Source organism: Acidobacteriota bacterium, from assembly GCA_018268895.1.
In the GTDB taxonomy this organism is placed as follows: Bacteria; Acidobacteriota; Terriglobia; order Terriglobales; family Acidobacteriaceae; genus Edaphobacter.
In genome coordinates this window covers 1,387,985-1,410,547 of sequence record JAFDVP010000001.1, presented here as the reverse complement: position 1 = coordinate 1,410,547, position 22,563 = coordinate 1,387,985, and the positions used below count along the sequence as shown (strand labels likewise).

Sequence of the window (22,563 nt, the reverse complement as noted above, 5' to 3'; positions counted from 1 at the left end):
CGTGAGCAGTGTGGCCTAGGTATAAACGCGTATGAGTGAATCGCGCGTCAACTGGGCATCGCGTTTTTCTACCACCGAATTCAAACGTCTAACGCCTCTGATCGATTGTGACCAGCCGATGAGGAGGAAGAGCACTTCATAGCTCTGCGCTCCAAGATAGACGGTGCCAAGCGTGAATGATATTCCCGCCACTACTGCAAGCATAGAGAAGATAAAATGGCGGTCGCGAATTGACTTGGTTCGAAATCCCTCGCGCATCAATGCGAAGGCCGCTTCTGCGAGTAGAAGAATGAAGGTGGTTAGCCCAACATAGCCTTGAGCCAGATAGGTTAAAAGGTATTCGTTATCGATTGAGACCTGGCCATTAATCCGCGGAAACCCTAGTGGCCCCCATCCCCATGCCCCGCCTTGTTGGGCGATCGGGATGTAATTGTCTATCAGTTCCGCGCGATATTGTGCGGTTTCTTTTTCGCTGCCATAATCGGTGCGACGACCCGAGGCATAATCCTTTCCAGCTATATAAGCGGGAATACCTACGGCAAACCCTACGACAAATACGAATAGTGCGCGGCGTTTGGGAAATCGTGCCAGACCTATCCATGCAATGGGTAGCGCTATGACAGTGCCGAGCCAGGGTCCTCTCGCCTGGGTCATGCCGAGAGTTATAAACAAGATGAAAGTCACAAGTTTTACATGTTTCAGCGTCACAGTTTGCAGGCTGACAATATCTCGGGAACGATAGCGCTTATGTCCAAGCCATAAGGTCAACAGGAGCCCTGTCAGCAGGATCATTCCAGCGAGTTCAGATTGTGCGTAAGGGCCTGCCACTCGACCGAACCCCCATCGAGTTTGAGTAATCCAGCCAGACCATTGGCCAGGATAGAAATGCCCCCAAAAATATTGAAATGGGTTCGATTCCTTTACGTACTCGTACATGCTGAAGATCGATGCAATACACAAAAGTGAAATGAATCGCTTGACGGTTTTGGCTCGAATCCCGTTCTGTTCGATCAGCAGTTTTCCAGCCATGTACGGTACAAGTCCCGTGGTAAGGACGATGAACCACCTGAAGATGGATGCGGTTGATTGTCCCATTCTGCGGTCGGCATATCCATAGCTGAAGATGTAAATAGCGAGCCATAGATCTGCTCGAGAAAAACGCCAGCGAGGAAGGTCCCGGATCAACATGCCAATCCCAAGAGGGAGTAGCACAGCGTCGATCATATTGAGCGGAGGAAGAGGCCTGATTCGGAGGTAGAAATCAACCGGAACGAGCAACAATACCGGCAACACGACATCGAGGAGAGCATCCTGTGTTTTGCTTCGCAACAGTACGATGATGCAGATTATGCCCGGAATGAGTGTGGCAAGAAGAGGCATGACGGAGAGGCAGTGAGCCTTGTGCTATCAAGGTATGGGGCTTGGAAAGAAAACGAGTCGTTAACCCCTTTGATTGTCAGTATATGGACAAGGGGATGTTCTGAGATAGAAAAAAGTCAGGCGAACGATACGAATAAGCTTTTTTCCGAAGCCGTTTGCACGGATATGGCGACGGAGTCCGTTGAATCATAGCGGTAGGGCTGAGAAAAGTGTCTGTTCATGAGCGTACCGCTTCTGCAGCTACCGCTTAAGGGTGATGTGTCCCCTAAGCCCATGAGATATCCTACTTGGGAGTACGGTCCAGAAATTGCAGAGAATAGTTTCAGGTTTCACGGGCGTCCTCCAGCGATGCCTGCAAGGAGTTTCATGAACCCGGTTATCTTCAAGCCGTCGCCTGAATCTTCACAGCAGGCTGAGTTTGATGTTCCACCCTCGCAACAGTTAAAGAGACTCAGAGGCGAGATCGTTCGCAGCTTTAAGATGCACAAGAAGCTTGCGTTCCTTGTCGGGGGGACGGTCTTTTTGCTTTTGTTCAGTGCGGGGTTCCAAAGGAAACCGTACTATCAGACGTCATCTTTGATCTATGTTCAGCCGGCAACGGCCAAGCTGATTACAGATCCAACGGGCGGAACATATGATCCGACACGGTACGATACCTATATCCAGCAGCAACTGCAGACGATCATACGTTCGGACATCTTGTCGGATGCATTGAAGTCCGTTCCGCCAGGGATGTGGAGCGGCCCAGGCGAGTCGGAGCAGAGTGCGGTAGCGAGATTACAGCACGAGCTTAAAGTTGAACGAGAGATGGGCAGCTATCAATTGTCCATCAGCTTAAGTGGCGGAAATCCTGTCGGAATCGCCAACGTTGTCAATGCGGTGACAAGCTCGTACATCCGCAAGGAGCGTGTTGATGAACTGGCGCAAACTCAACAACAGCTCGAAGTGCTCTTGCGTGAACAAAAGCGGCTTGAGACGGAACTCGCTGCAAACAGGCAAACTCAGGCGGGCTTGAGCTCATCCTTGGGAGTTGCCGATACAGCAGGAGACAACGGAAATCCTTACGACGTTCAGTTGGGGGAATTAAGGACTCAGTTGGCTGCAGCGCGTGGTGCTCACGCTATTGCAGAGGCACAGATCGCCTCTATTGCCAATCACGGCCCTGATTCGGCGTCGGCGCTGAAAGCTGCGTCAGATGAACTGATCGCCAGCGATCCCGGGCTCTCCAGTCTGAAACAATCCATTGCCACGAGGCGAAGCAAACTTGTGAGCGAGATGGCTGGGTTGACACCGAAAAATCCTCTCTACAAGCAGGACGAGGATGAACTTCAACGCCTGGATCAGTCAATAGAGAATATGACGAACCAGTTGCGCGAGAAGGCAGCGAGACAGCTCCAGGAAAGGTACAAGCTTGAATCCTCGCGGACTGCCGACATAGTCTCTCGTCTGCAAGCGCAGTTAGGGCAGCAGACCTCAATCGCTACCGGTGCCACCCCGAAACTGCAAAAGGCAGCAGATGTTGCTGCTCAAGTAACGCGACTTCAGGCCCAATTGACAGAGGTCGACAACGCGATCGGTGCGATACAACTGGAAAACCAGACTTCTGGTCTTGTACATCTTTTACTTCCTGCCGAGGTTCCGCTCAGACCGAAGCCAAGTCTGAAGCTGGTTATCATGGCGGCTGCAATACCTTTTGGTCTTTTTTTCGGCTTGGGAGCGGCTTGGTTGCGCCACAAAATCGACCCGAAAATCTATATAGGTGAAGACGTAGAAAATACCCTCGGCTTTCCCCCGATGGCTGTTCTTCCAGTTCCCGATGAAGTTGATGACAGGGTTCTGGACGAGTTCATGTTGCGTTTCGTCGGCGGCCTGGATCAGGCTCATTCGATGAGTGGAGCGAGGACATATGTCTTTACTTCCGCGTCGACAGATATGAGTATTACGGACCTTGTGGCCAAGCTCGCTGTCAGAATGGACAAACTTGGTTACAGGACGATGGTGTTGAAGGCTGCATCGGCACTTAAAAGGCTGTCGCAAAGTCCGGCTTCCGACGACGATGTCGAGAGTTCCTGGGGCGAACGCAGCCATCGATTGTCCGAGCCGCGTTCTTCGGAGACGGCATTGACAAAGTCTTCGGAATCTCGACTGGACCGCCCACGGCGTGAGAGCTATGTCGCGGAAAATCTCGAACGGCTCAAGCAAAATGTTGATCTTCTTTTCATAGAGGCATTGCCTCTTCGGTCTTCAACGGAAGCCGAATTTGCTGCGCGGCTTGCAGACGTTACCGTGCTGATTGCGGAATCCGGGCAAACGACTCGCGACGATCTGGCGGGAACGATGACAGTCATGCAGCGGCTGAACGTGATGGGGGTTGCGACAGTTCTGAATGATATCCAACTGCGGCACGCTGACAGAGACTTTTTGGCAGTTGTCCACAGCGTTGAGAGCCGCCAGTCAGAATTCCAACGCCGTTCATCTGCGTCTGCCGAACAAATTCACGATGAGTATCCACTGAGTATCTATGAAGAACCTGGAGGAAATACTCAAGAACAAACTTCATCGCAATTGCAAAGCGGCAAGTGACGAATAGAGTTCCGGATTCATCTGTCGATCTATTTGCTGAAGAGGACCCGCGGGCCAGCTTCAAGAAGAAACTGGGACATGACCACTTTCCATCATCCTCAAAAAGATAAGTGGATCTCACCACGCGATCGAATAGAGGGTGCTCGCGTCAGATTGTTCTGTCTGCCTCATGCGGGGTCAGGCGCTGTAACGTATCAGAGTTGGAAGAGAGAGCTGCCATCCTTTGTGGAGATATGTGCTCTGCGACTGCCCGGCCGGGAGATGCGCCTGTCCGAGAGGGTCAACTCGAACTGCCGTATTCTCAGCAAAGATATTGCAGAAGCTGTAGCTGGTGAGTGCGACCTGCCATATGCCATCTTTGGCCACAGTATGGGAGCGTTGCTTGCTTTTGAACTGGCTCGAAACCTCCGTGACAAAGGAGTGTCCCAGCCAAAGCTGCTATTTCTGTCCGGGAGGATAGGAGCTCACGTCGCGCTTCGAACATCTCCACTGCATGAACTTCCATTGGATCTGTTTCTTGCCGAACTGGAAGTTCGGTATGGCGCTCTTCCCAGGGAGCTTCTAGAAGATCGGGAGATGCTTGATTTTTATCTCCCGATCCTTCGTGCCGATATTAAGTTGGTGGAAACATACCAATACCAAACCTGCAATCCTCTCGATTGTCCGATATATGTGACCGCGGGGGAGGATGATAGGAGCGTTTGGGCCGAAGGTCTAAGCGCATGGAAGCAGCACACCACGGGTGACTTTGGGTTAACCATGTATCAGGGGGGGCACTTCTATCTGTCAGGTGACAGCAGAAAACCCTTTATGGACCATTTGCGCGCGAGATTGTCGGCGATCGCAACCGGAAGTCAGTAGCTGGCTGAAACAGATCCAGTTCGCATTTGTTAGTGCCTTCCGGTAAGTCAATGAGCCGCATTCCATCGGATGACTGTCATGGAGAAAGGTGGCAGTTGATATGACTTTCCGGGTGCGAAGGTCGCATCCGATTCATTGATGCGAACGTTATTTTGTGATTCGTTCGTATCTGTAATGTTTTTCGAGGTCAGTTGCCCGATCTGAACTGGTCCATTCGGGCTGTCTGTACCTGAAAATGTGATGGGCAATGTTTCTGTGCGGCTGAGATTGAAAACGATAACGCTGCGCTGTGTTCCTTCAGCGAATGCGAATGCTTGAATGTAATGTGCTTTTTCAAGTTCAATCCAAGCGTTAGCGCTCTTTTTCTGTCGCCATGTCGGATTGCTCCCGCTTACCTTGGTCGTAAGCATTGTAGGAAGAATCCCTCTATTCGCCAGTTGCTCAGCGATGAATTGCGGGCGCCGAAGATTCGTAGCTCCTCCCATATCGACGACTGTTCCAAATAGAGGAGTATTCTTTTTGCCGTCAACCGAGTTCCCATAACCGCTGAGCGCATAAACCGATTGTGTCTTGATTCCAAGATCACGCATCATCAGGAGCATATGGTCAACCAAAGCGAGCCCTGCACCCACTGAAGGAACAACACTGCTAAAGCTGGCCTGGTCCGCAGATCCGCTGGTCGTATGAAGGTTGACTTCGTAGACCACAACCTTTGCCGGCCGTTTCGCTTCTTTTGCTATCTTGACCTGTTGCGCCATATAGCCCGAAGGAACGCTGTCAATCATCTCGGGCTGTGCAAACATTGGACCGAATATCGCCTCATTGCTGCTGGCATCATTGAACTCGCTGAACAAATATGGAGCGAACGATATGCTGTCATAGTTATCGCTGTTCGCCAGTTCCTGTCCAGTCAGCCAGGTATTGACTGCCTGGCCCCCCAGTACGAAGTCAAACTTTCCGGCCTGGTAGCTTGGAGAGCTCTTTGCCGCGGCAAAAATCTGACTCGCTCTCTTGCCGTAGACCGCACCATCGGTGATGGACAGTCCCGGAAAGACGACACCATTCCATTGCTCATTGCCAAGTTCCAGATGAATGACCGGGAACACCGTTGTCCATGGTGCCGCCTGTCCCCGGGCCGCACGCTTGGCCCCGTATGGCGTCGACGGAGACCCCGCAAAGTATTCAATCAGGTTTTTAGCCTCTTCAGGCGACGTACCGGGAGGCATCTCGAAATACGGTTCTGCGCCAACAACCTGACAAAGCTGGAGAAATTCATGGAGCCCGATGGCGACATCCTCAGCGGTTGCGCTTCTGCTGCTGCCCCCCGCTCTCTGACGTGCGAATGCAGGAGCGATAAGATTGTCGATTGTTGAGCCACTGGTTTCGCTGTCCCAATAACGAAGAATACCGGGATGGAGGTCTTTCAACGCACTTACGACCTCGTCGCGAAATGCCGTCGGATTGCCGGCTGAGGTGGAGGCAAGGCTCACATCGTCCAGCAGGACATTGGAGTTGGCAATATCAAAGCCAAGGATGACGCTTCCAGGTTCATCGCTATTTTCAGTTGCATTGAAGTCGTAGCTATAGTCCGCCCACTTATTGGAAAGCTTGAAACTTTTGTCGAAGAATTTGGTTCCGTGCCTGGCTAAGCGGGCCAGCGATACATGCAATTGGCTCTCACCTGAAACTCCTTTAGCGCGAAAGCTCAAACGATAGGGGCCTTTCAGACGCACAAAAGAGTGGTCCGCCATGGACTCAAAGATGGACCTGACGCTGGCTGATCTCCCCGGTCCTTCAGCAGAGATACGCAATGCTTGTTTGCCTTGAGTTAAGGGGGAGAGATCAGAGAACTCGGTCGTGAATGTTGCTCCACCCGACGCATCTGCAAACCACGCTGTCTCTGCATTGCCCGGGATGGTCTTTTTTACGATGACGAAGTCGTTGGCGGAAGGGGGCCGTGTTAAAGGTGCGAAGCCAATGGTTACGCCCTGGTCGGGGATCTGAGGTTGTGCAGGCAGGCTCATCGTTACCTTTCCAGACTCGCCGGCAGCCGGGCCGGAAATAAACTCGAACTCTCCCCCTTCAAGGAAATTTGCCGGCCATTGGCCCCACATGTTCCAGTCAGTGCAACTCGTAGCGGTGGCCGCTTTGCAGCGGAGTATGGTCTGCCATATTTCGCCTTCAAATCCTGGGTTTCGAAATATCAGATTACGAAGCATCTGTCCCGAATCGTAATAACTCTGTGTCGTGATGTTGATGCCTAACCGTCGAACATCATTCTGGGCAACGGTGCCATCGATCGCTATGTTGGTCACAGCGCTTCCAGTGCCTTCGGTTGCGGCATTTCGTTGCGCTCCCGCATGATGACATCCGGCAGTTGCTGCGCAGGCCAAAACTCCGATGAACCGAAGAGGCTTTAATAAACCTGCCAGGCCGCGGCGAAAAGATGTCGATCCAATGCAGAGAGTGTTCATAGACCTTCACTTTCAGTGCACACGCCGGTAGCCTGGGCACATCAGCAATAGCTTAGCGGAAATGTCACGCTCGGGTATGCTTGTTCTCAGTTCGCAGAGGTTGATTCATCAAGCTCCGATAAAACCCCACGACCAAGCTAACAATGCCGAATGCCTGGAAATCCGTCGATCGTATTCCTCCGGTGGAAGAGGGGGAGATTCAGGTATGGCGTCTTGAGCTGGAAGGCAATGACAGCTTGATGGCTGCGGCCATGCCTTTCTTGACCCTTGAGGAGCAGGAGCGTGCTGAACGAAGGCGCGCAGGCAGGGTGAGGGAAGAGTTTGTTGTAGCAAGGGCATGTTTGCGGCTACTTTTAGGTAGCGCTCTTGATATCGAACCGCCCGGCGTCCTTCTTACTGAAGGTCTTTACGGCAAACCCGCCGTATTCCAGGATCGGCGAAGCATCTCCTTTAACGTCACTCATTCGCGCGGGATGATCCTCATCGCGTTGAGTAGAAGCGGCGATGTGGGAATTGATATAGAACGGATTGATTCATCGTTAGATATCATGGAAGTCGCCGAATCGGCATTTCACCCGGACGAAGTCGCATCGCTCCGATCAATTGATTCTCCTGAAACAAAGCGCCTGGCGTTCTATCGCTGCTGGACCCAAAAGGAAGCGATTATCAAGGCGGACGGCCGTGGTCTTTCGTTGCCGCTGACCTGTTTTAAAGTCCCGCTCTTGTCCTCGACGAGCCTTCCTATAGAGATCGCAGAACCATCTGGAGAGCCGGGTAAGAGCTATATTTTGAGCGATATCCCTCTTGATGCTCCAGTAGTTGGAGCGATAGCTACAGACTCACACGATTGTGGTATGAACTGGCTGAACTTTCCGCTTTCAGCGTTCAGCCGACGTCTGTAAAACTAAAGGTGTATAACCGTTACCCATCCACGACGTCACTCACAATGATGCGGAAAGTTTAAGGGATTGAGCGGTTCGCTATCATAAACAGGACAGGTACGTGTTACGGAGTTTGCCATGAGCATGAAGCTGACCAAAGAGAAATTAGGGTTGTTCCTGCTGGCTACATCTTTTCTTCAGGCTGGCCCGGCCTGTCGCGCCCAGGATACATCATCAGCGACAGAACTGAAGCAGAATCCCCTCTCACTTCTAAAGTCCTTTGAAGTGGCGGCAGACCAGCCCTACGAACTGGGCAGAGGTGATGAGATTACCGTCGAGGTTATCGGCCGTCCAGAATTGACCAGCAAGCATACCGTTGGCCCTGACGGAAAGATCACCATGCCAATTGCAGGGTCAATCATGGTTGCGGACAAGACCCGCGAGCAGGCTGCGACGGATATCCAATCTGCACTGAGCAGCTACTATTCCGGGGTGACCGTCTCCGTAGGTGTTGACCATTACACTTCGAACCACATCCTGCTTCTCGGTGCGGTGGAGCATCCCGGGCTTTTGACGTTTGACAAGACGCCAACCCTGCTGGAGGTCATCTCGCGCGGAGGACAGCTTCAGACTCCTTCGCCAATGGGGGCTGGCGCTGGCGCCGCGCCTGGAACCGCCGCTCCGATTCCGATGGGAGTTCCTGAAGAGTGCATGATCTATCGTGGCAATGCGACCATGGTGACCGTCGAACTGCGTAGCCTGCTTGAGGAGGGAAATCCCCTCGCAAATCTGCGCCTCAAAAGGGACGATGTCGTCTTCGTTCCCGGCCCGGACAAGTATGTCTCCGTCATGGGGATGGTTCTGCGGCCCGGAACGCAGCGCCTGGAGAAGAAATCAACCCTTCCCCAGCTTCTTGCCATGGCTGGAGGACCTACTGAGAAGGCAGGCCACTATCCCGATATTCAGGTCATTCACCGTGGTACAGACAAGGTCCCGGGCAAGACCCAGGTGGTCTCCTACAAGGACATCCTGGGCGCCAAGCCGCTTGATCTGACGCTTCAGTCGGGGGATATCATCTACGTCCCCGAGAGTGGCTTCAACCGCATGGGTTACACCGTTGAAAAATTGTCTCCGCTGGTCAATCTGTTTACCATAGGAGCACTTCTGCGATAGTGCAGTATTGGCCCTCAGCCATTCGACCCTGGAGCATTTGTGTTCGAGAACATCCGCGAAGACTGGCGCACGCACAACAGTCAGTGGAGTCGTCATGGCTTTTGGGTGCTGCTGATCTATCGCTTCGGCCGGTGGCGATACGGCATTCAATCCCGTCCACTTCGCCTCCCGTTTTCATGCTTGTATAAATTCTTGAAGTTTTTCTCAGAAATGCTTTTAGGCACGGAACTTCCATGCGAAGCAATCATTGGAAAGCGTTTTGTAATTGAACATATCGGAGGCATTGTCGTCAGTGGTGATGCTGTCTTCGGCGACGATTGCGTCATGCGGAACGGAGTGACTGTGGGGCTTCGCAATCGTGGCGTTCGCGGATCGCCCCGCGTTGGAAACCGCGTCGACATCGGAGCCGGGGCGAAGCTGCTGGGCCCAATCGTCGTTGGTGACGATGTAGCGATCGGAGCGAATGCGGTCGTGATCTCAGATGTCCCTCCCAATTCTATCGCTGTGGGCATACCGGCACGTGTAATACCCCGAAAGGTCAGTGAGCCCGTAGGCGCTGCAGATTGAAGCAATGGCCCGCCCGAACCTTAAATTGGATCGATGACGAACGAATCAAATTCCGGGCAGCTCGCCAAAAGACCGCTTGTCTCGGTTGTGGTGATCGGTAGAAATGAAGGCGAAAGACTTCGTCGCTGCCTCCGGTCGGTCTTTGAGATGGATTACAGCGGCTTCGACCTGGAGGTGATCTATGCCGATTCCGGCTCGATCGACGGGAGCGTCGAACTGGCCCAGTCGATGGGCGCCAAAACCATCGTGCTCCATCCAGAGCGCCCCTCCGCCGCACTCGGGCGAAATGCTGGCTGGCGCGTAGCAACCGGATCCATCATTCTCTTTCTCGATGGAGATACCATTCTGCATCCGCGTTTCGTGACTGATTCTCTCCATGAGTTTTCCGACCCTGAGATTGCGGTCGTATGGGGGCATCGCCGTGAGCTGTATCCCGAGCGATCGATCTACATTCGCACGCTGGATCTGGACTGGATCTACGCTGCCGGAAGGACCCCCTATTGCGGTGGAGACGCTCTCTTTCTACGCAGTATGCTGGAGCGGGTGAACGGCTTCGATGAGACGCTGATCGCAGGTGAAGAGCCCGAATTATGTAGAAGGATCGCCGCTCATGGCTTCGCCATCCTCCATGTAGATCGTCCTATGACAGGGCACGACCTGGCCATTCACAGGTGGGGCCAGTATTGGAAGCGATCGACCCGTGCAGGACACGCATTTGCCGAGGTGGCGGACCGCTTTCGATCCACAGGCCAGCAGTTCTGGACCGAAGAATCGAAGGCCAATAGGAACCGCGCTATCGCTCTTGTGGGATTCCTGCTGCTGGGTTTGGGCGGATCGATCTTTTGGCTCTCCCCGCTGCCTCTGGCGGCCGTCCTGGCATTCTTTGCGCTTTTGGCGGTTCGCTCGGCCTGGAAGGCGCGGTGGAAGACAAAGGACGTCCTGGCCCTGGCGCTCTTTGGCATTCATTCCCACCTGCAACAGGTCCCTATCTATATCGGTCAACTGCAATATAAGCTGAACCGCAGAAGAGGGAAGCGGGCGATGCTGGTGGAATACAAGCAGCTCTAAGGAGCCTCTGATCAAGTTCAAGGGCACGCGTTCGACTGCGGCTCAGGACAGGCTCTTCAGCCGTGCCAAACGGCATGCCGTCAACGTGGCTCTAGCCGTTGAGGGAATCTTTACGGACTTGATCAGACCTTCTCTTAACTGAATTGGTTCAGTCGGAGTCAATCTGCAAATCCACCACTCGTCTTGGCGGCCTGAAAAAGTGATAGATGCGCGTTGGCCACTGCCTTTCGGGCCACGGCCCTTGGAGTAGTTCGCGAATCAGTGCTGGTTCCTCCCATGGAACGTCATGGTGACCTGAGACGAGATAAGGATTCTTGGGGTTCAAAAGAAACGCCTGCGGAAAGAAGGCGATCGTATCTCCCTTGAGGGTGTCTAAGGGGATCGAGGGTTCTTCCTCTTTGAGTTTGCTGATAAAGGCCCCTGCCAGATCGCCTTGTTTGGCCAGCCGCAGATGTCCCAGTTGAGTGCACCGTGGATTGAGCTCGATGAGATACGCATCGTTCGTATCCTTCTCGAGAATAAAGTCCAGTCCGTGGAACCCGTGCAATGAAAGTCTCTTCGCCAGCTTGCAGGCTGCCTCGATCATCTCCTGGTGTTGAATCACCTGAACGACCGTGGCTGATCCTGTTGCGCCCTGACTGTTCAGCACCTCGACCGCGACGGCCCCGATCACTTCGCCTCTCCAGCAGGCGAACATGGCATTTGCCGGCCTGCCAGGGATGAACTGCTGTATGGTGACCCGGGGGGTGCCCGCATTCCTCCACGACCACAGCGCGAGAGGATCGCGATTTACGATAAAACGCTTCCATGAGAAGCCAGCACCCTTTGGTCTCGACAGCTTTTCGTATGCCTCCGAGATTGCGGCCGGGGAATCGGCGATCTCAACTCCCGTACCGCCCCAGCTACCATCCAGCTTTAAAACACCAGATGTCAGAGACCACCTTTGCAGATCGTCCTTCGACCTGAACTCCATCGTTTGCGGAACCCGGATTCCAAGCTCTGCTGCGACGCCAAGCAGATCGCCGCGACTGCGGATGATCTCGTACATCTCCTGAGGCCCTAACGAGGCTTCAATCAGCCCTCTCAATTCGGGGTAAATTGCATGAAGTGCATGGAGCTGCCAGACGACTCCATCGTCGCAGGGAACGATAACGTCAGCTTTCGATTGCAGAATCGCTGTCTTCAGGCTTTCCAGCGAATCGATGCTTTGATACGGATAGATAGCGCTGATTCCGCTGAGAACCCGAAGGGGATGTCCCGGCGGACAGACAGCAACGACCGTGCAATTCTGGCGAAGCAGGGCCATCGCCATGCGGGCCGACAACTGCCACCACGTAGTGGCGCCAATCAGCACTACCGGTCTGTCCATATCTCGCAAGTGTTTCATTTGGGGCGCAAATTCGCGCAATTTTCTTTCCAAAGACTTAACACACAGGGGCCATTAAAGCGAACGGTTAATTTACCAGAAAGAAAAAAGACCCCCAGTCTACTTTCTGACTGGATGCCTTCTTATTGAACATTGTCAGGCGAGCGCTTTTCATTCTCGTCTGTTAGCTCGGTATTTCGATGAGTTCGGACCCACGCATTCTCCGAGCGGGCATTTTTGAGCAGCGACGGGATCAGCATGATCTTCCACAGAACATAAAAGGGTGCGGCCGCCAGCGTCCCGAGGTCTTTCCAGCTTCCGCCGCCAACTACGATTGCCGCAAACAGATGGAGCAATACGATCGCTGCTCCAGCAAGGCCGATGTAGCGTGCTGCAGGAACAGGCGCCGAAATGGCCACGGCTAACAGGGCGACATGGAATGCTAATGGGAGCAGAAGCAGCTCCAGAAGCGGCTCAAGCATCGAGAAGCGTCCACGAAGCACGCTGAGTGCCAGCCCCGGACTCTTTTCGAGCAGCATCCTGAGCCGGCCGCCCTCCCATCGCGACCGCTGTACCTCAACGCCCTTTCCCCGAACCGGCATCTCGCCAAAAACTGTCGTCTCGTTGATGAACCTGACTCGTCGGCCCGACCGCACGAGCGACAGGTGATATTCCAGGTCTTCCACAACCGAGGCGGCCAGATAGGGAACTGCCCTGAGCGTTTCGTTCCGGAGGCCAAAGCCGTTGCCAAGAATCCCCGCGGAAAGGCCAAGGTTCTCCCTTCCCAGCGGACGAACCACGTTGAAGGCCCTGAGTGCCAGACCCATCAGCCGTGTTCGTGTACTCTCTTCAGGATTGCTAACCAGGTATCGGGCCTGCACCGCTTCAGCGCCGTCGCGCATGGCGCCTGCCGTCGCCTGAATGAAGTTCGGTGCAACCTCCGTATCGGCATCCACGATCAAAACGCAGTCATAGCCCAGCGGTTCCAGGGACTGAAAGGCGAAGTGGAGCGCATAACCTTTGCCACGTTGCCGTTCATTTGTTCGCGTCAGTACCCTGGCGCCTGCCCGCGAAGCGGCAGATGCCGTGGCATCGGTGCAATTGTCTGCGATGACATAGATGTCGGCATCGACGCTTCCATCAACTGCCCGCCGGAGACTTTGAACGCAATTGGCGATGCCACCTTCTTCATTGTGAGCTGGAACTACAACTGCGACCCGCCACGATGCCGGTGCCGTAGAGGGACCCGCTCGTCGTCGAGATGGCAGCAGCGCAGCAAGGCTTAGCGTGAGTAGTTCGACGGAGCCCGGCAGCGTAAACCATGCCGCTGCAACTCCCGCAACTCCCCAAAGCGCTGTGAGCGGTCCGTCGATCAATGTGCCCCCAGCCTCTTTTCAAAAACATCCCGCAGCCGGTCGGCGCTCGCCGAAATCTCATAGCTCTCCAGCACACGCTGCCGCCCGGCTTTGCCCAGGGATTCTCGCAATCCGTGCTCATCCATCAGACGCGCCAACGCCGCTGCCAGTCCATCCACATCGGAGGGCGCAACGAGCAAGCCATCAACGCCGTCGCGTATAAGCTCCGGGATGCCATTGATCGCCGTGGCAATGCAGGGAATCTCCATGGCCATTGCCTCCATCAGGACGACGGGAATCCCCTCCGCAAAACTGGCAAGGGCAAAGATGTCTGCCTGCCGGTAGAAGGCCAGGATCCTGTCCTGATTGATTGGCCCCTCAAAGCGAATCTGTGCCGCCAGCCCTTTGCCACTCACAAGATGCTCCAGCTCGCTCCTGTCCGGACCGTCACCAACAAACCGCAACTGAAAGCTCCTGCCCTGGCGGACTAGTTGCTCTGCGGCCTCGATCAATATGCGCTGGCCCTTGGTCGAAACCAGGCGGCCTACGCACAGCACCTCGAACGCCTCTGGCGACGTACGAAACGGCCGGGGGACGAAGTGAGAGCAATCGACACCCAGCCTCGCTATATCGAACTTCTCCCAGGCGGTTCCAGGAGACAGCTTCATCATCTGGCTCTGCGCAAAGTAGCTGATGCAGACGGCAAACCGTGCTTTTACGACTTTTTCTTCAAGAAAGTAGCTGTCCACGTCGTAAAACTCATCAGGTCCGTGCACCATCATCGAAAAATCGATCGGAGCAATTGTCTTGAGAATGAGGGCAACCGTTGCCGCCTGAGTGGCGAAATGAACGTGAAGGTGGGTGAGGGAACGCTCCTTCATCCATTGAGCCAGAATCGCCGCTTCGGCAAGGTAAAACAGGCAAAGCAGCGTACGACGTGGGGCCATGTGGCCAAGTTTGAACGCCAGACCAACCCCTGCAAAGAGTCTGCCGGGATGCCGTAGGCCCAACGTCGCGAGGGATCTCAGCGCACCAACTGCGCCTGCGCGTTTTACGTAGAAAGTGGAATCGGCTTCATCCCGTTCGGCCTGGGTCAGCGTATTGCGATCACCTGCCTCGTTGATCGAAGCCACTTCAATGGTGATCGCTCGTTGTCGTATCGCCGCAATTTCGCGAAGAATAAACGTGTGGGAGACGGCGGGATACTTGCTGATCAAATATCCAATCCGCAGCGACGATGACTTCGTCATGGGCAAGGCCTGAATTTGCAAGTGTTCGAAGAACAACACGAAGGAACAACGTTGTTGCCGAAGACAACGGCACAGTGTCGAAAGAGGATTCTACGTCTGCATGATCATGCGATATATGAGGTGACGGCCTCTTCTGAATTATTGAAAACTTCAAACACCCTGTGCATCCGCACGAGTTCAAATAATGCGCGGGCCGGTTTGCTTAGCCCAGACAGCTTGATCTCGCCGCCGTCGGCGTGCGCTTGCCGAAGGCAGGAAACCAGCGCGCCAAGGCCGCTGCTGTCGATGAACTCCACTTTGGAGAGATCCAGCACCAACCGAGCTCCCTGGGTCAGCATCGGTTTGATGGCGTCTTTAAATGCGCGCGCATTGCTTGCGTCGAGGGCCTTCGCATCGATCTTCCCAACCAGGACGCCCTCTTTTTCAGAACTCAAAACCTGCATTCTCTAACTCCAGAAATATCCGACTCTCAAGATAGGGGGAGGCTTCATCCCTGAATCGCTTTCTTGATGTATCACATCGCCCACATGTGACGAAAGGTACCCATCGTGATGTACTCCGTCCTAACTAAAGGATTGCACCGAATTTGGCGTTAAACCCAAATAAAACAGTTGTATCGCCCCGAGCGCATAGTATACTTCAACCCAAAATAAGTGACGATTTCATGCATAAGGGCAAGAGCACGGTCACATCCCAGGACAGCTTCGATTCTAGTTTTCCTGCAACAAGGGCCTAAACCCATCCCACGAACGCTGTACAGCATATCTCTCTAAAAAGAGGTACCTTAGGGGGTCAGTGGGAGGATGCGTGAATCAGAGGCATGTGCCGGTTTGTGATGGTGGCTCACAGAAGGGGAACCACGTGGGCGCCTCAAGGCTACATATCGATTTTGGCAGGAAATCTCTCGTAGACCAATTGTATCGGGGGTACGGAGATTCGTGGCACGCAGGGGGCCGTCTCCGTGCTTTCAAGGTTCATCTCAAGATGCTCAGCTGGGCATTTGTTGTCAACGGTGCCAAGTTTTTCAAGCGCGCAATGGATATTGTCATTTCGTCGATTGCACTTGTCGCGTTCTCTCCGCTGTTCTTTATTCTTGCAGCAATTATTCGCCTCCAAGACGGCGGTCCTGCATTATTCTGGCAGACGCGTGTCGGCCTGTGGGGAAGAGAATTCCGGTTTCCGAAGTTCCGCTCCATGGTTGTTGATGCAGAGAAGCTAAGATCGCAACTGGTATCTGAGAACCAGCATGGCGATGGGATCACGTTCAAGATAAAGCGGGATCCTCGAATTACATGGATAGGTGGGACTATCCGCAAGCTCAGTCTGGATGAACTGCCACAACTGTGGTGCGTATTGAAGGGCGAGATGTCCCTGGTTGGCCCGCGCCCACCCCTTCCTCGGGAGGTGGCCCGCTATTCGGTGAGTGATCGCAGGCGGCTTGAGGTGAAGCCGGGCCTGACATGTATATGGCAGGTTAGTGGCAGGAGCGAGCTATCTTTTGAGCAGCAAGTCAGGTTGGATACTCAGTACATTGACAGCCATAGCCTGTTTCTGGACATACTGCTGCTCATAAAGACAATCCCCGCGATTCTGATAGGCCGGGGGGCCTATTGAGAAAAATGGCGATGCGTTTCTAATTGATGACCCTGGATCGTAAGTCGTCAATGACGGCGGCCAGAAACCTCCACGAGCTGACGAAGTATCTGAGGAAAAGTCTCCTCGGTTCAAGACAAAACCGCCAGAACCACTCTAAACCGTATCTTTGCACCCACTGCGGGGCCCTTTGCTTGAGGCCGGCCAGCATATCCAGGCCAGCTCCAGCACAGAGAACATAGCAGTTTCCTAACTCTTCTCTATGCTTGTTCGCCCAAATTTCAGATTTGGGCGCGCCAACCCCGAAAAAAAGGTGTGTCGTGCGATGCTCTCGGATCCTTTGCAGTAGCCATTGCGTGTAGTCAGGATCTTTTTCGAACCCAAACGGGGGAACAACGGTTTCGATGGCCTTTTCGTCCAAACCGCGTCCGGCAAACAATTTCACAAGAAGTTCCGCGGTTTTTTCGCTGCTTGGAACGAAAAAACAGCGGCAGTCACATCGTGGCAGTTCCTGAGCGAGACCGAAAAGAAGGTCAGACCCGGTCACACGTTCCTGTACAGCCGACCCTCTAAAGCGCGCATAGAGATAAACCGGCGTTCCATCGGCAGTTACTAGATAGGCATTGCTGTAAGCTTCGCGAAACTCAGCATTGCGGCGGAGATTCACGATATGATCCAGATTTGCTGTAAAGAGCAGTCGCGGCCCCTTGCCGGCAGGAAGGGGTTCGCGGGCAATCCGGAGGCACAGTTCTTCGGTTGTTATCCGAGAGAAATGCATGCCGAATACATCAGCGCTTCCCACCCCGTACCTCCTCAAAGCAGTTGATTCGTAGTTCTATTTAAGATTAACTATGCGAAATTGACATTCTTTTTCTTGAAGTGAAGTCATTTTTCGAAAGATGGGTATTCTATCGCTACGAGAAAAGGTGCTGTTTTGAGGTTCTCTGTGGAGTATATCGCTTGTTGGAAGGACTATCGCAGGATGCAGCACAGATGTTTTCCCGGTAAAGCGTTGTTTTTCTATTGCGAAGCTCCAAACACCTCTCCTGTCCGCATAAGCTGCATGGGGGTGAGATGGTAGGTGTCATCGTTATCCCCAGCCGGTCAAGGAGCATGCACAGCCTTGATGCCAAGCGTTCGCTGGTGCTATTGCCGTTAGGGGACCGGCCGCTGCTTCAGCATATTGTCGAAAGCCTGGTGGCCCAGGGGATTGTAACGATAGAGCTTATCGTCTGCCACGCCCCTGAAGCCGTCGAGGCACTGTTGGGCAATGGCGATCGGTGGGGGTGCAAATTTCGGTATCATCTGGCTGCTCACCCTGAGCGCCCGTATCGTTCCCTGAAGATTATTCCTGAGATCCGGACACAGCCCTGGAGCCTTATACATGCTGAGAGTTACCCCTGTGTGGGGCTTGCCGATGCTGTTTTTGAGAAGCCAACGCTTTTTTATGGCATAACGGATCCTGTAAGAGATGCTCCATCCGCTGCCAAGCTGGAAGCATGGAAGGGAACTGCCGTCTTTGCCGCAGGAGCTGTGAGCGACAGCTTTGCAAACCAGACAATTGAGGAACTACAGGTCAATCTTGAGGGCCTTGCATCAAGCTCGGAGGCGAGAGTCATTCGAGTTCAGAAGTGGCTGGACGCCTCCACGCCTGCCTCATTGTTGGAAACACAAACAATGCTGCTGGGAGGCAGCCTCGACGGAATAAAGATCAACGGAATGGAGCGCGAGCCGGGAATCTGGATATCACGTAATGTCGTAATCCATCCTACCGTCGAACTCACGGCCCCTCTTTATGTCGGGCCTAACAGCCGCCTCAATCGAGGGGTAAGGCTCGGGCCGAATGCTGTCATTGAGGGAGAGTGCATCGTAGACACAAACACGACGATCGAACATTCTCTGGTTACTGCGGGGAGCTATGTCGGCGAAGGGCTTGAGCTGAATAAGGTGCTCGTCGACCACAATCTGCTCATCAATGCGCGTCTTGGAACAGGCGTCGATGTTGTCGAAAGCTTTCTTCTTGGGGGGCTGAATCAACCACGCAAACAGAGTTGGTTGATTCTAAGAGCTCAATCCGTTCTTGCGGTTCTGCTGATCCTTCTTTTTTTGCCTGTATCCATCCTGGCAGCCATCGTATTTGGCGTTCTCCGCAGGTTGTCCTATGTTTCGATACAGATGGTCCAATTGCCCTCGAGAGAGAATGAGATATCGTCCCGCGGGTATTCGCTTCTTTGCCTGGGCGCAGATGCGTGGAGTGTTCCCCGAAAAGCTGGCTGGCGTACATTTTTGCGCCAGTTTCTTCCGGGGCTCTTCGCTGTCGCAAAGGGGCGCATCGGCTTTGTGGGGCTCCCGCCGCGCACTCCAGAAGAGATTGAGAAGCTTCCCACAGATTGGCGTGTTTTGTATTTGGGAGGATCTGCCGGGCTGATTACCGAAGCTGCATTGTCGCTCAGTGATCCGGCAGATGAAACGCAGCGCTATCTGGCCGATGCCTACTACGTTGTACGGCGTAGTTTTATATACAATCTCAAGCTCTCGCTAAAATACTTTCTACGTTTAGTTTTTCCAGCAGACCTGACAAGTTGAGTGCTCTAGTTGTTTTGCAGGCCGACATGCTTTCGAATGGTCATATGGTTTCGTTGATAGTCGGAAGTAAGATCGATTGAGTCAACAATCTGCCGAACAATCTGCAACCCATGACCGCGCATGGGCCAGTCTTCATTAGGATCATCCAGCGGCGCCGGGTTTCCAGCAAGACGGTAAAGCTGGTCTTTCGGAAATGGGGGAGCATTGTCGCTCAGATCGATCTGCACCTCAGAACCTGTCACCTTCACCTTCACTTCGATAGGTCGATCCGTTGCACCGTGGTAGCCGTGTTCGAGAGTATTGTTGATGATCTCTGTTACTGCTAATTCAAGCGAAAAAATATCTGTTTCAACGACTCCCAGATGCTTCAGAACTCCAGACAACGCAGCCCGAACCAAACTGATTTGATTCAGTTGGCTGTCGATGGAAAACGAGATGGAGTAGTTTGTCTGGTCTTGCAAGACTGACTCCCGAATCAGCGATATCGTGATCATTGATGATATCCCTATTACCAAAGTGTATTACTTGCTCTCGATTATTAGCATAGAGACATCATCTGGAAAGTTCTTTCCGTCACACCATTTTTCAAGATCTTCTTGTACAGCCTCTAGAGCGGCCTTGGTAGAGAGCCCGATCGTCTGCTTAAGCAGCTTTTTCAACTGTTCCATGGAATATGGAATTCCTTCCGGGTTGGCGCAATCCAGAACTCCATCGGTGTAGAGAAGAAGACGATCGCCAGGTTGGAGCATTGTCGTCGTCTCTTCATAAGTCATGTCCGGCCAAAGTCCAACCGGAAACCCCCCATTGCCGATGGGGCTAATGGTTCCGTCGAGTCTTATCTGCAAGGGGATAGGATGGCCAGCCTGGCAAAATCGGACCTCGCGTGTCTTGGTGTCCAGAACACCATAGATCATGGTGAAGTAGCCATCGCCCTGGGGCTGGAAGCGCCGATTCAGCTCGCTGACAACATCGACAGGCGGAACAATACGCTTTAGCTCCAGATGCGGGTCGAAGCGGACCATGGGGCTCCCAGGCTGCGGAGAAAGAAGATGGTTCAGGGTTACCGAAAGAAGCGCCGATGGTATTCCATGTCCAGCAACGTCGAGCTGGTAGAAGATGAGGTACCGCTCTTGCATCATGAAATAGTTGAGATTATCGCCCGCCAGAAAGCTGCTTGGCAGTACCATCCAATCGAGCCGGAAGGAAGGATGGACCTCCGAGATTTTAGGCATCAAGCCCGTCTGTAACGCTGAGGCGGCCTGCAGGTCCGATTGGATGGTCTTATAGGCCGCACCAAGCTTTTCATTGAGCCGGTTGAGACTCGCATTCTGCTCCGCCAACTCCTGTCGAAGGGTCAGGATACGTTCTGCTGCGCGGATCCTGACTCGAAGTCGCCCTGCTTCCAGCGGGATGCTGATAAAGTCATCTGCCCCGGCATCCATGCCGGCCACAAAATCGAGCTCACCTGGCTTGAGCGTGTAAAGAATGATGTAGCAATAGGTCGGGCTTGGATTTTCACGAATCCTCCTGCAAAGAGCGAGCCCATCCAATTCGGAGACGGTCCAGTTGCTCAGAACGAGGTCGAAATCACGTTGTTCCAGCAAATTCAACGCTTCAAAGCCGTTTCCAGCGGTCGAGACCTTGTGATCCCATTCCTGCAGCCACCCCAGCAGCAGCGCCTGGGTTGGCAGATCGTTTTCCACTACAAGAATGTTCATGCAGATATCCAACCAGGAGAAAGCAGAAGAAACGGCATTAAAAATTCACTCTGATACGTCTTTCACGCAGGGTCTGCTAGGTCTATTTGTGAACCGAAAGTCTCCCAAGCAAGTCTACTCGACTATAAACGGCTGCGGGCAGCTTCTCAAGAATGTTAACCTTTTGTCCCGGAAAGTCAGATTGTGGGCTTTCCAAAGGGATTCGGTGTGACCAGCGGGGCCTGTGTAGAATGTTGACGATTACAAAAGAGTGCATTTCTTGTAGAGGGCGTGTTGCGACCATTTGAAGTTGCTCTGACCATTGCCTTGGTATTAGCCGCGTTGAATGAATATTTTTCCGGCTTTCGGAGAATCAGGACCCTTTTCACGGCGTTTTGTCTGGCGCTGCTGGCTATTCATCTGATTTATGAAGGCGGTCATTGGCAGATGCTTCCTGTGTATCTTGCCGTATTGATCCTGGTCTTTCGATGGAAAGCATCTGATGGCTCCAATAGCCGCTGGGTAGCCGCAAGCCTTATTTGTTTTCTTTGTGCTCTGAGCGGAGGTTTGTCCTACGCAATACCAATGTTCTCTTTCCCAAAACCCACCGGATCCTATCCGGTGGGCACCCGCATCCTCTATATGCGTGACGACAGCCGGAAAGAAGATGCGGGGACGGATCGCGGGCGACCCAGGGAATTGATGATTCAGGTCTGGTACCCTGCGGCACCTTCGAGAAACCATCTGGCTCCGTACCGACGATGGTCCGAAAGCAAGCTGAAGAACTCGTATCAGAGCGTGTTGTGGACCAATTCCCGTATGGATGCTCCGTTGGCATCGGATCGGGAGCCATTTCCCCTGATTCTCTTTGGACATGGCTGGGGAGCAACACGCATCTCCGATACCTTTCTAGCCGAGGAGCTGGCAAGTCACGGTTATGTCGTTGTGTCGACCGACCATCCTTATAACTCCGCACGGGTCGCGTTTCCCGATGGAAGAGTGATTAATGGAATCGACAATTCTCCCATCATCGATGTGGGGGTCGAATCGACTGACAGAACCGAAGCGCTCTGGAATATGGAGCTGCAGAAATGGACAGCCGATCAGCTTTTTGTGTTGAACTCGCTACAGGCCGCAAATCTAGACCCTCAGAGTTTCTGGTACCAGCACCTCAATACAAATCTTGTTGGAGCGTTGGGGCATTCATTTGGGGGATCTGCCGCTCTGCGTATTTGCAGTCTGGATCCCCGGGTTCGATCGGCCATCAATATGGATGGCTGGACATTCGATGGTATTCGGGATCGATCAAGTGGAAAGCCGATGATGTTCATGTACGAACCCGATGGGGACCCCCAGCTTATAAAGTTGCATTCGCCCATTCAAGCCGTTCGCGTGAACGCTGAGCTTGACATGCTGGATGCAAAAAATGTCCTGAATAGCCTGGAAAAGTTTGGGGGGTACAAACTTGTGATTGACGGAGCAATGCACGCGGATTTTACGGATCAATCGATGATCTCACCCTTTAGATGGGTTACGCATACCGGTCCAATCAAGCCAGCTCGAATGCATAAAATTGTGCGCGAGTACGCATTGGCTTTCTTCAACAAGACATTGCGAGAGGAAGGGTCGTCTTTGTTGGATTCAGGCAACTCCAGCCCATTTCCTGAGGTTCATTTTAAACAGTGGCCAGCGAAGTAAAGACGTGTTTGTTTAGAGTTTCTCACAATGC

The 22,563-nt window shown here is 53.3% G+C and carries 18 protein-coding genes; 9 read left to right on the top strand and 9 right to left on the bottom strand.

From position 1 onward, the window contains the following. Positions 1-15: 15 nt before the first annotated feature. Positions 16-1,380, bottom strand: a complete 1,365-nt coding sequence (locus JSS95_06080; protein ID MBS1799377.1) for an O-antigen ligase family protein — start codon at positions 1,378-1,380, stop codon at positions 16-18. Positions 1,381-1,746: 366 nt separating this feature from the next. On the opposite strand from JSS95_06080, the gene JSS95_06075 reads away from it, so the two are divergent. Beyond that, the gene (locus JSS95_06075) at positions 1,747-3,963 is read left to right on the top strand and encodes a hypothetical protein (protein MBS1799376.1); all 2,217 of its coding nucleotides are present in this window, start codon (positions 1,747-1,749) and stop codon (positions 3,961-3,963) included. A 78-nt stretch (positions 3,964-4,041) separates the two neighbouring features. Beyond that, positions 4,042-4,824 carry a thioesterase gene (locus JSS95_06070; GenBank protein ID MBS1799375.1) on the top strand — a complete coding sequence of 261 codons (783 nt, stop codon included), beginning with the start codon at positions 4,042-4,044 and terminating at the stop codon, positions 4,822-4,824. A 47-nt stretch (positions 4,825-4,871) separates the two neighbouring features. Here JSS95_06070 and JSS95_06065 read toward each other — a convergent pair whose 3' ends face one another. Then, positions 4,872-7,298, bottom strand: a complete 2,427-nt coding sequence (locus JSS95_06065) for a hypothetical protein (protein ID MBS1799374.1) — start codon at positions 7,296-7,298, stop codon at positions 4,872-4,874. 143 nt (positions 7,299-7,441) lie between these two features. Between JSS95_06065 and JSS95_06060 the strand changes: the two genes are divergently transcribed. The 4 genes from JSS95_06060 (at position 7,442) to JSS95_06045 (ending at position 10,987) form a co-directional block, all read left to right on the top strand. Next, on the top strand, positions 7,442-8,200 hold the full coding sequence (locus JSS95_06060) for a 4'-phosphopantetheinyl transferase superfamily protein (GenBank protein MBS1799373.1): 759 nt from the start codon (positions 7,442-7,444) through the stop codon (positions 8,198-8,200). A gap of 123 nt (positions 8,201-8,323) precedes the next feature. Then, the gene (locus tag JSS95_06055) at positions 8,324-9,352 is read left to right on the top strand and encodes a polysaccharide biosynthesis/export family protein (GenBank protein MBS1799372.1); all 1,029 of its coding nucleotides are present in this window, start codon (positions 8,324-8,326) and stop codon (positions 9,350-9,352) included. A 39-nt stretch (positions 9,353-9,391) separates the two neighbouring features. Continuing rightward, on the top strand, positions 9,392-9,919 hold the full coding sequence (locus tag JSS95_06050; GenBank protein MBS1799371.1) for a serine acetyltransferase: 528 nt from the start codon (positions 9,392-9,394) through the stop codon (positions 9,917-9,919). Positions 9,920-9,952: 33 nt separating this feature from the next. Continuing rightward, complete coding sequence (locus JSS95_06045) at positions 9,953-10,987, top strand: glycosyltransferase (protein MBS1799370.1); 1,035 nt, start codon at positions 9,953-9,955, stop codon at positions 10,985-10,987. A 148-nt stretch (positions 10,988-11,135) separates the two neighbouring features. Here the strand turns inward: JSS95_06045 and JSS95_06040 are convergent, their stop codons facing one another. The 4 genes from JSS95_06040 to JSS95_06025 form a co-directional block, all read right to left on the bottom strand. Next, a complete protein-coding gene (locus JSS95_06040; GenBank protein MBS1799369.1) occupies positions 11,136-12,356 on the bottom strand; it encodes an ATP-grasp domain-containing protein in 1,221 nt (406 codons plus the stop codon). A gap of 140 nt (positions 12,357-12,496) precedes the next feature. After that, complete coding sequence (locus tag JSS95_06035; GenBank protein ID MBS1799368.1) at positions 12,497-13,726, bottom strand: glycosyltransferase family 2 protein; 1,230 nt, start codon at positions 13,724-13,726, stop codon at positions 12,497-12,499. Further along, positions 13,726-14,958: a glycosyltransferase family 4 protein gene (locus tag JSS95_06030; GenBank protein MBS1799367.1), complete on the bottom strand. Its 1,233-nt coding sequence runs from the start codon at positions 14,956-14,958 to the stop codon at positions 13,726-13,728. Before JSS95_06030 ends, JSS95_06035 begins: the two co-directional genes overlap by 1 nt. Positions 14,959-15,062: 104 nt before the next feature. Next, positions 15,063-15,401: an STAS domain-containing protein gene (locus JSS95_06025; protein ID MBS1799366.1), complete on the bottom strand. Its 339-nt coding sequence runs from the start codon at positions 15,399-15,401 to the stop codon at positions 15,063-15,065. A gap of 541 nt (positions 15,402-15,942) precedes the next feature. Here JSS95_06025 and JSS95_06020 point away from each other — a divergent pair. Beyond that, positions 15,943-16,572: a sugar transferase gene (locus JSS95_06020; GenBank protein MBS1799365.1), complete on the top strand. Its 630-nt coding sequence runs from the start codon at positions 15,943-15,945 to the stop codon at positions 16,570-16,572. Positions 16,573-16,591: 19 nt separating this feature from the next. Here the strand turns inward: JSS95_06020 and JSS95_06015 are convergent, their stop codons facing one another. After that, positions 16,592-17,353 (bottom strand): WecB/TagA/CpsF family glycosyltransferase, encoded by a 762-nt coding sequence (locus JSS95_06015; GenBank protein ID MBS1799364.1) that lies wholly within the window; start codon positions 17,351-17,353, stop codon positions 16,592-16,594. Between the two features lie 311 nt (positions 17,354-17,664). Here JSS95_06015 and JSS95_06010 point away from each other — a divergent pair, with 311 nt between their 5' ends. Next, positions 17,665-19,137: an NDP-sugar synthase gene (locus JSS95_06010; protein ID MBS1799363.1), complete on the top strand. Its 1,473-nt coding sequence runs from the start codon at positions 17,665-17,667 to the stop codon at positions 19,135-19,137. 5 nt (positions 19,138-19,142) lie between these two features. Here JSS95_06010 and JSS95_06005 read toward each other — a convergent pair whose 3' ends face one another. Next, positions 19,143-19,631, bottom strand: coding sequence for an ATP-binding protein (locus JSS95_06005; protein MBS1799362.1), 489 nt, complete (start codon positions 19,629-19,631; stop codon positions 19,143-19,145). Between the two features lie 27 nt (positions 19,632-19,658). Beyond that, positions 19,659-20,855 (bottom strand): SpoIIE family protein phosphatase, encoded by a 1,197-nt coding sequence (locus JSS95_06000; GenBank protein ID MBS1799361.1) that lies wholly within the window; start codon positions 20,853-20,855, stop codon positions 19,659-19,661. Positions 20,856-21,128: 273 nt separating this feature from the next. On the opposite strand from JSS95_06000, the gene JSS95_05995 reads away from it, so the two are divergent. Beyond that, positions 21,129-22,532 (top strand): hypothetical protein, encoded by a 1,404-nt coding sequence (locus JSS95_05995; protein ID MBS1799360.1) that lies wholly within the window; start codon positions 21,129-21,131, stop codon positions 22,530-22,532. Positions 22,533-22,563 lie beyond the last annotated feature (31 nt).

Bases quoted from the DNA above. Each gene is read 5' to 3' on its own strand.
- JSS95_06030 (MBS1799367.1), bottom strand. From the start codon at position 14,958: ATGACGAAGTCATCGTCGCTGCGGATTGGATATTTGATCAGCAAGTAT.
- JSS95_06060 (MBS1799373.1), top strand. From the start codon at position 7,442: ATGCCGAATGCCTGGAAATCCGTCGATCGTATTCCTCCGGTGGAAGAG.
- JSS95_06045 (MBS1799370.1), top strand. From the start codon at position 9,953: ATGACGAACGAATCAAATTCCGGGCAGCTCGCCAAAAGACCGCTTGTC.
- JSS95_06000 (MBS1799361.1), bottom strand. From the start codon at position 20,855: ATGAACATTCTTGTAGTGGAAAACGATCTGCCAACCCAGGCGCTGCTG.
- JSS95_06070 (MBS1799375.1), top strand. From the start codon at position 4,042: ATGACCACTTTCCATCATCCTCAAAAAGATAAGTGGATCTCACCACGC.
- JSS95_06010 (MBS1799363.1), top strand. From the start codon at position 17,665: ATGCACAGCCTTGATGCCAAGCGTTCGCTGGTGCTATTGCCGTTAGGG.
- JSS95_06065 (MBS1799374.1), bottom strand. From the start codon at position 7,298: ATGAACACTCTCTGCATTGGATCGACATCTTTTCGCCGCGGCCTGGCA.
- JSS95_06020 (MBS1799365.1), top strand. From the start codon at position 15,943: ATGCTCAGCTGGGCATTTGTTGTCAACGGTGCCAAGTTTTTCAAGCGC.
- JSS95_06040 (MBS1799369.1), bottom strand. From the start codon at position 12,356: ATGGACAGACCGGTAGTGCTGATTGGCGCCACTACGTGGTGGCAGTTG.
- JSS95_06055 (MBS1799372.1), top strand. From the start codon at position 8,324: ATGAAGCTGACCAAAGAGAAATTAGGGTTGTTCCTGCTGGCTACATCT.
- JSS95_06075 (MBS1799376.1), top strand. From the start codon at position 1,747: ATGAACCCGGTTATCTTCAAGCCGTCGCCTGAATCTTCACAGCAGGCT.
- JSS95_06005 (MBS1799362.1), bottom strand. From the start codon at position 19,631: ATGATCACGATATCGCTGATTCGGGAGTCAGTCTTGCAAGACCAGACA.
- JSS95_06080 (MBS1799377.1), bottom strand. From the start codon at position 1,380: ATGCCTCTTCTTGCCACACTCATTCCGGGCATAATCTGCATCATCGTA.
- JSS95_06025 (MBS1799366.1), bottom strand. From the start codon at position 15,401: ATGCAGGTTTTGAGTTCTGAAAAAGAGGGCGTCCTGGTTGGGAAGATC.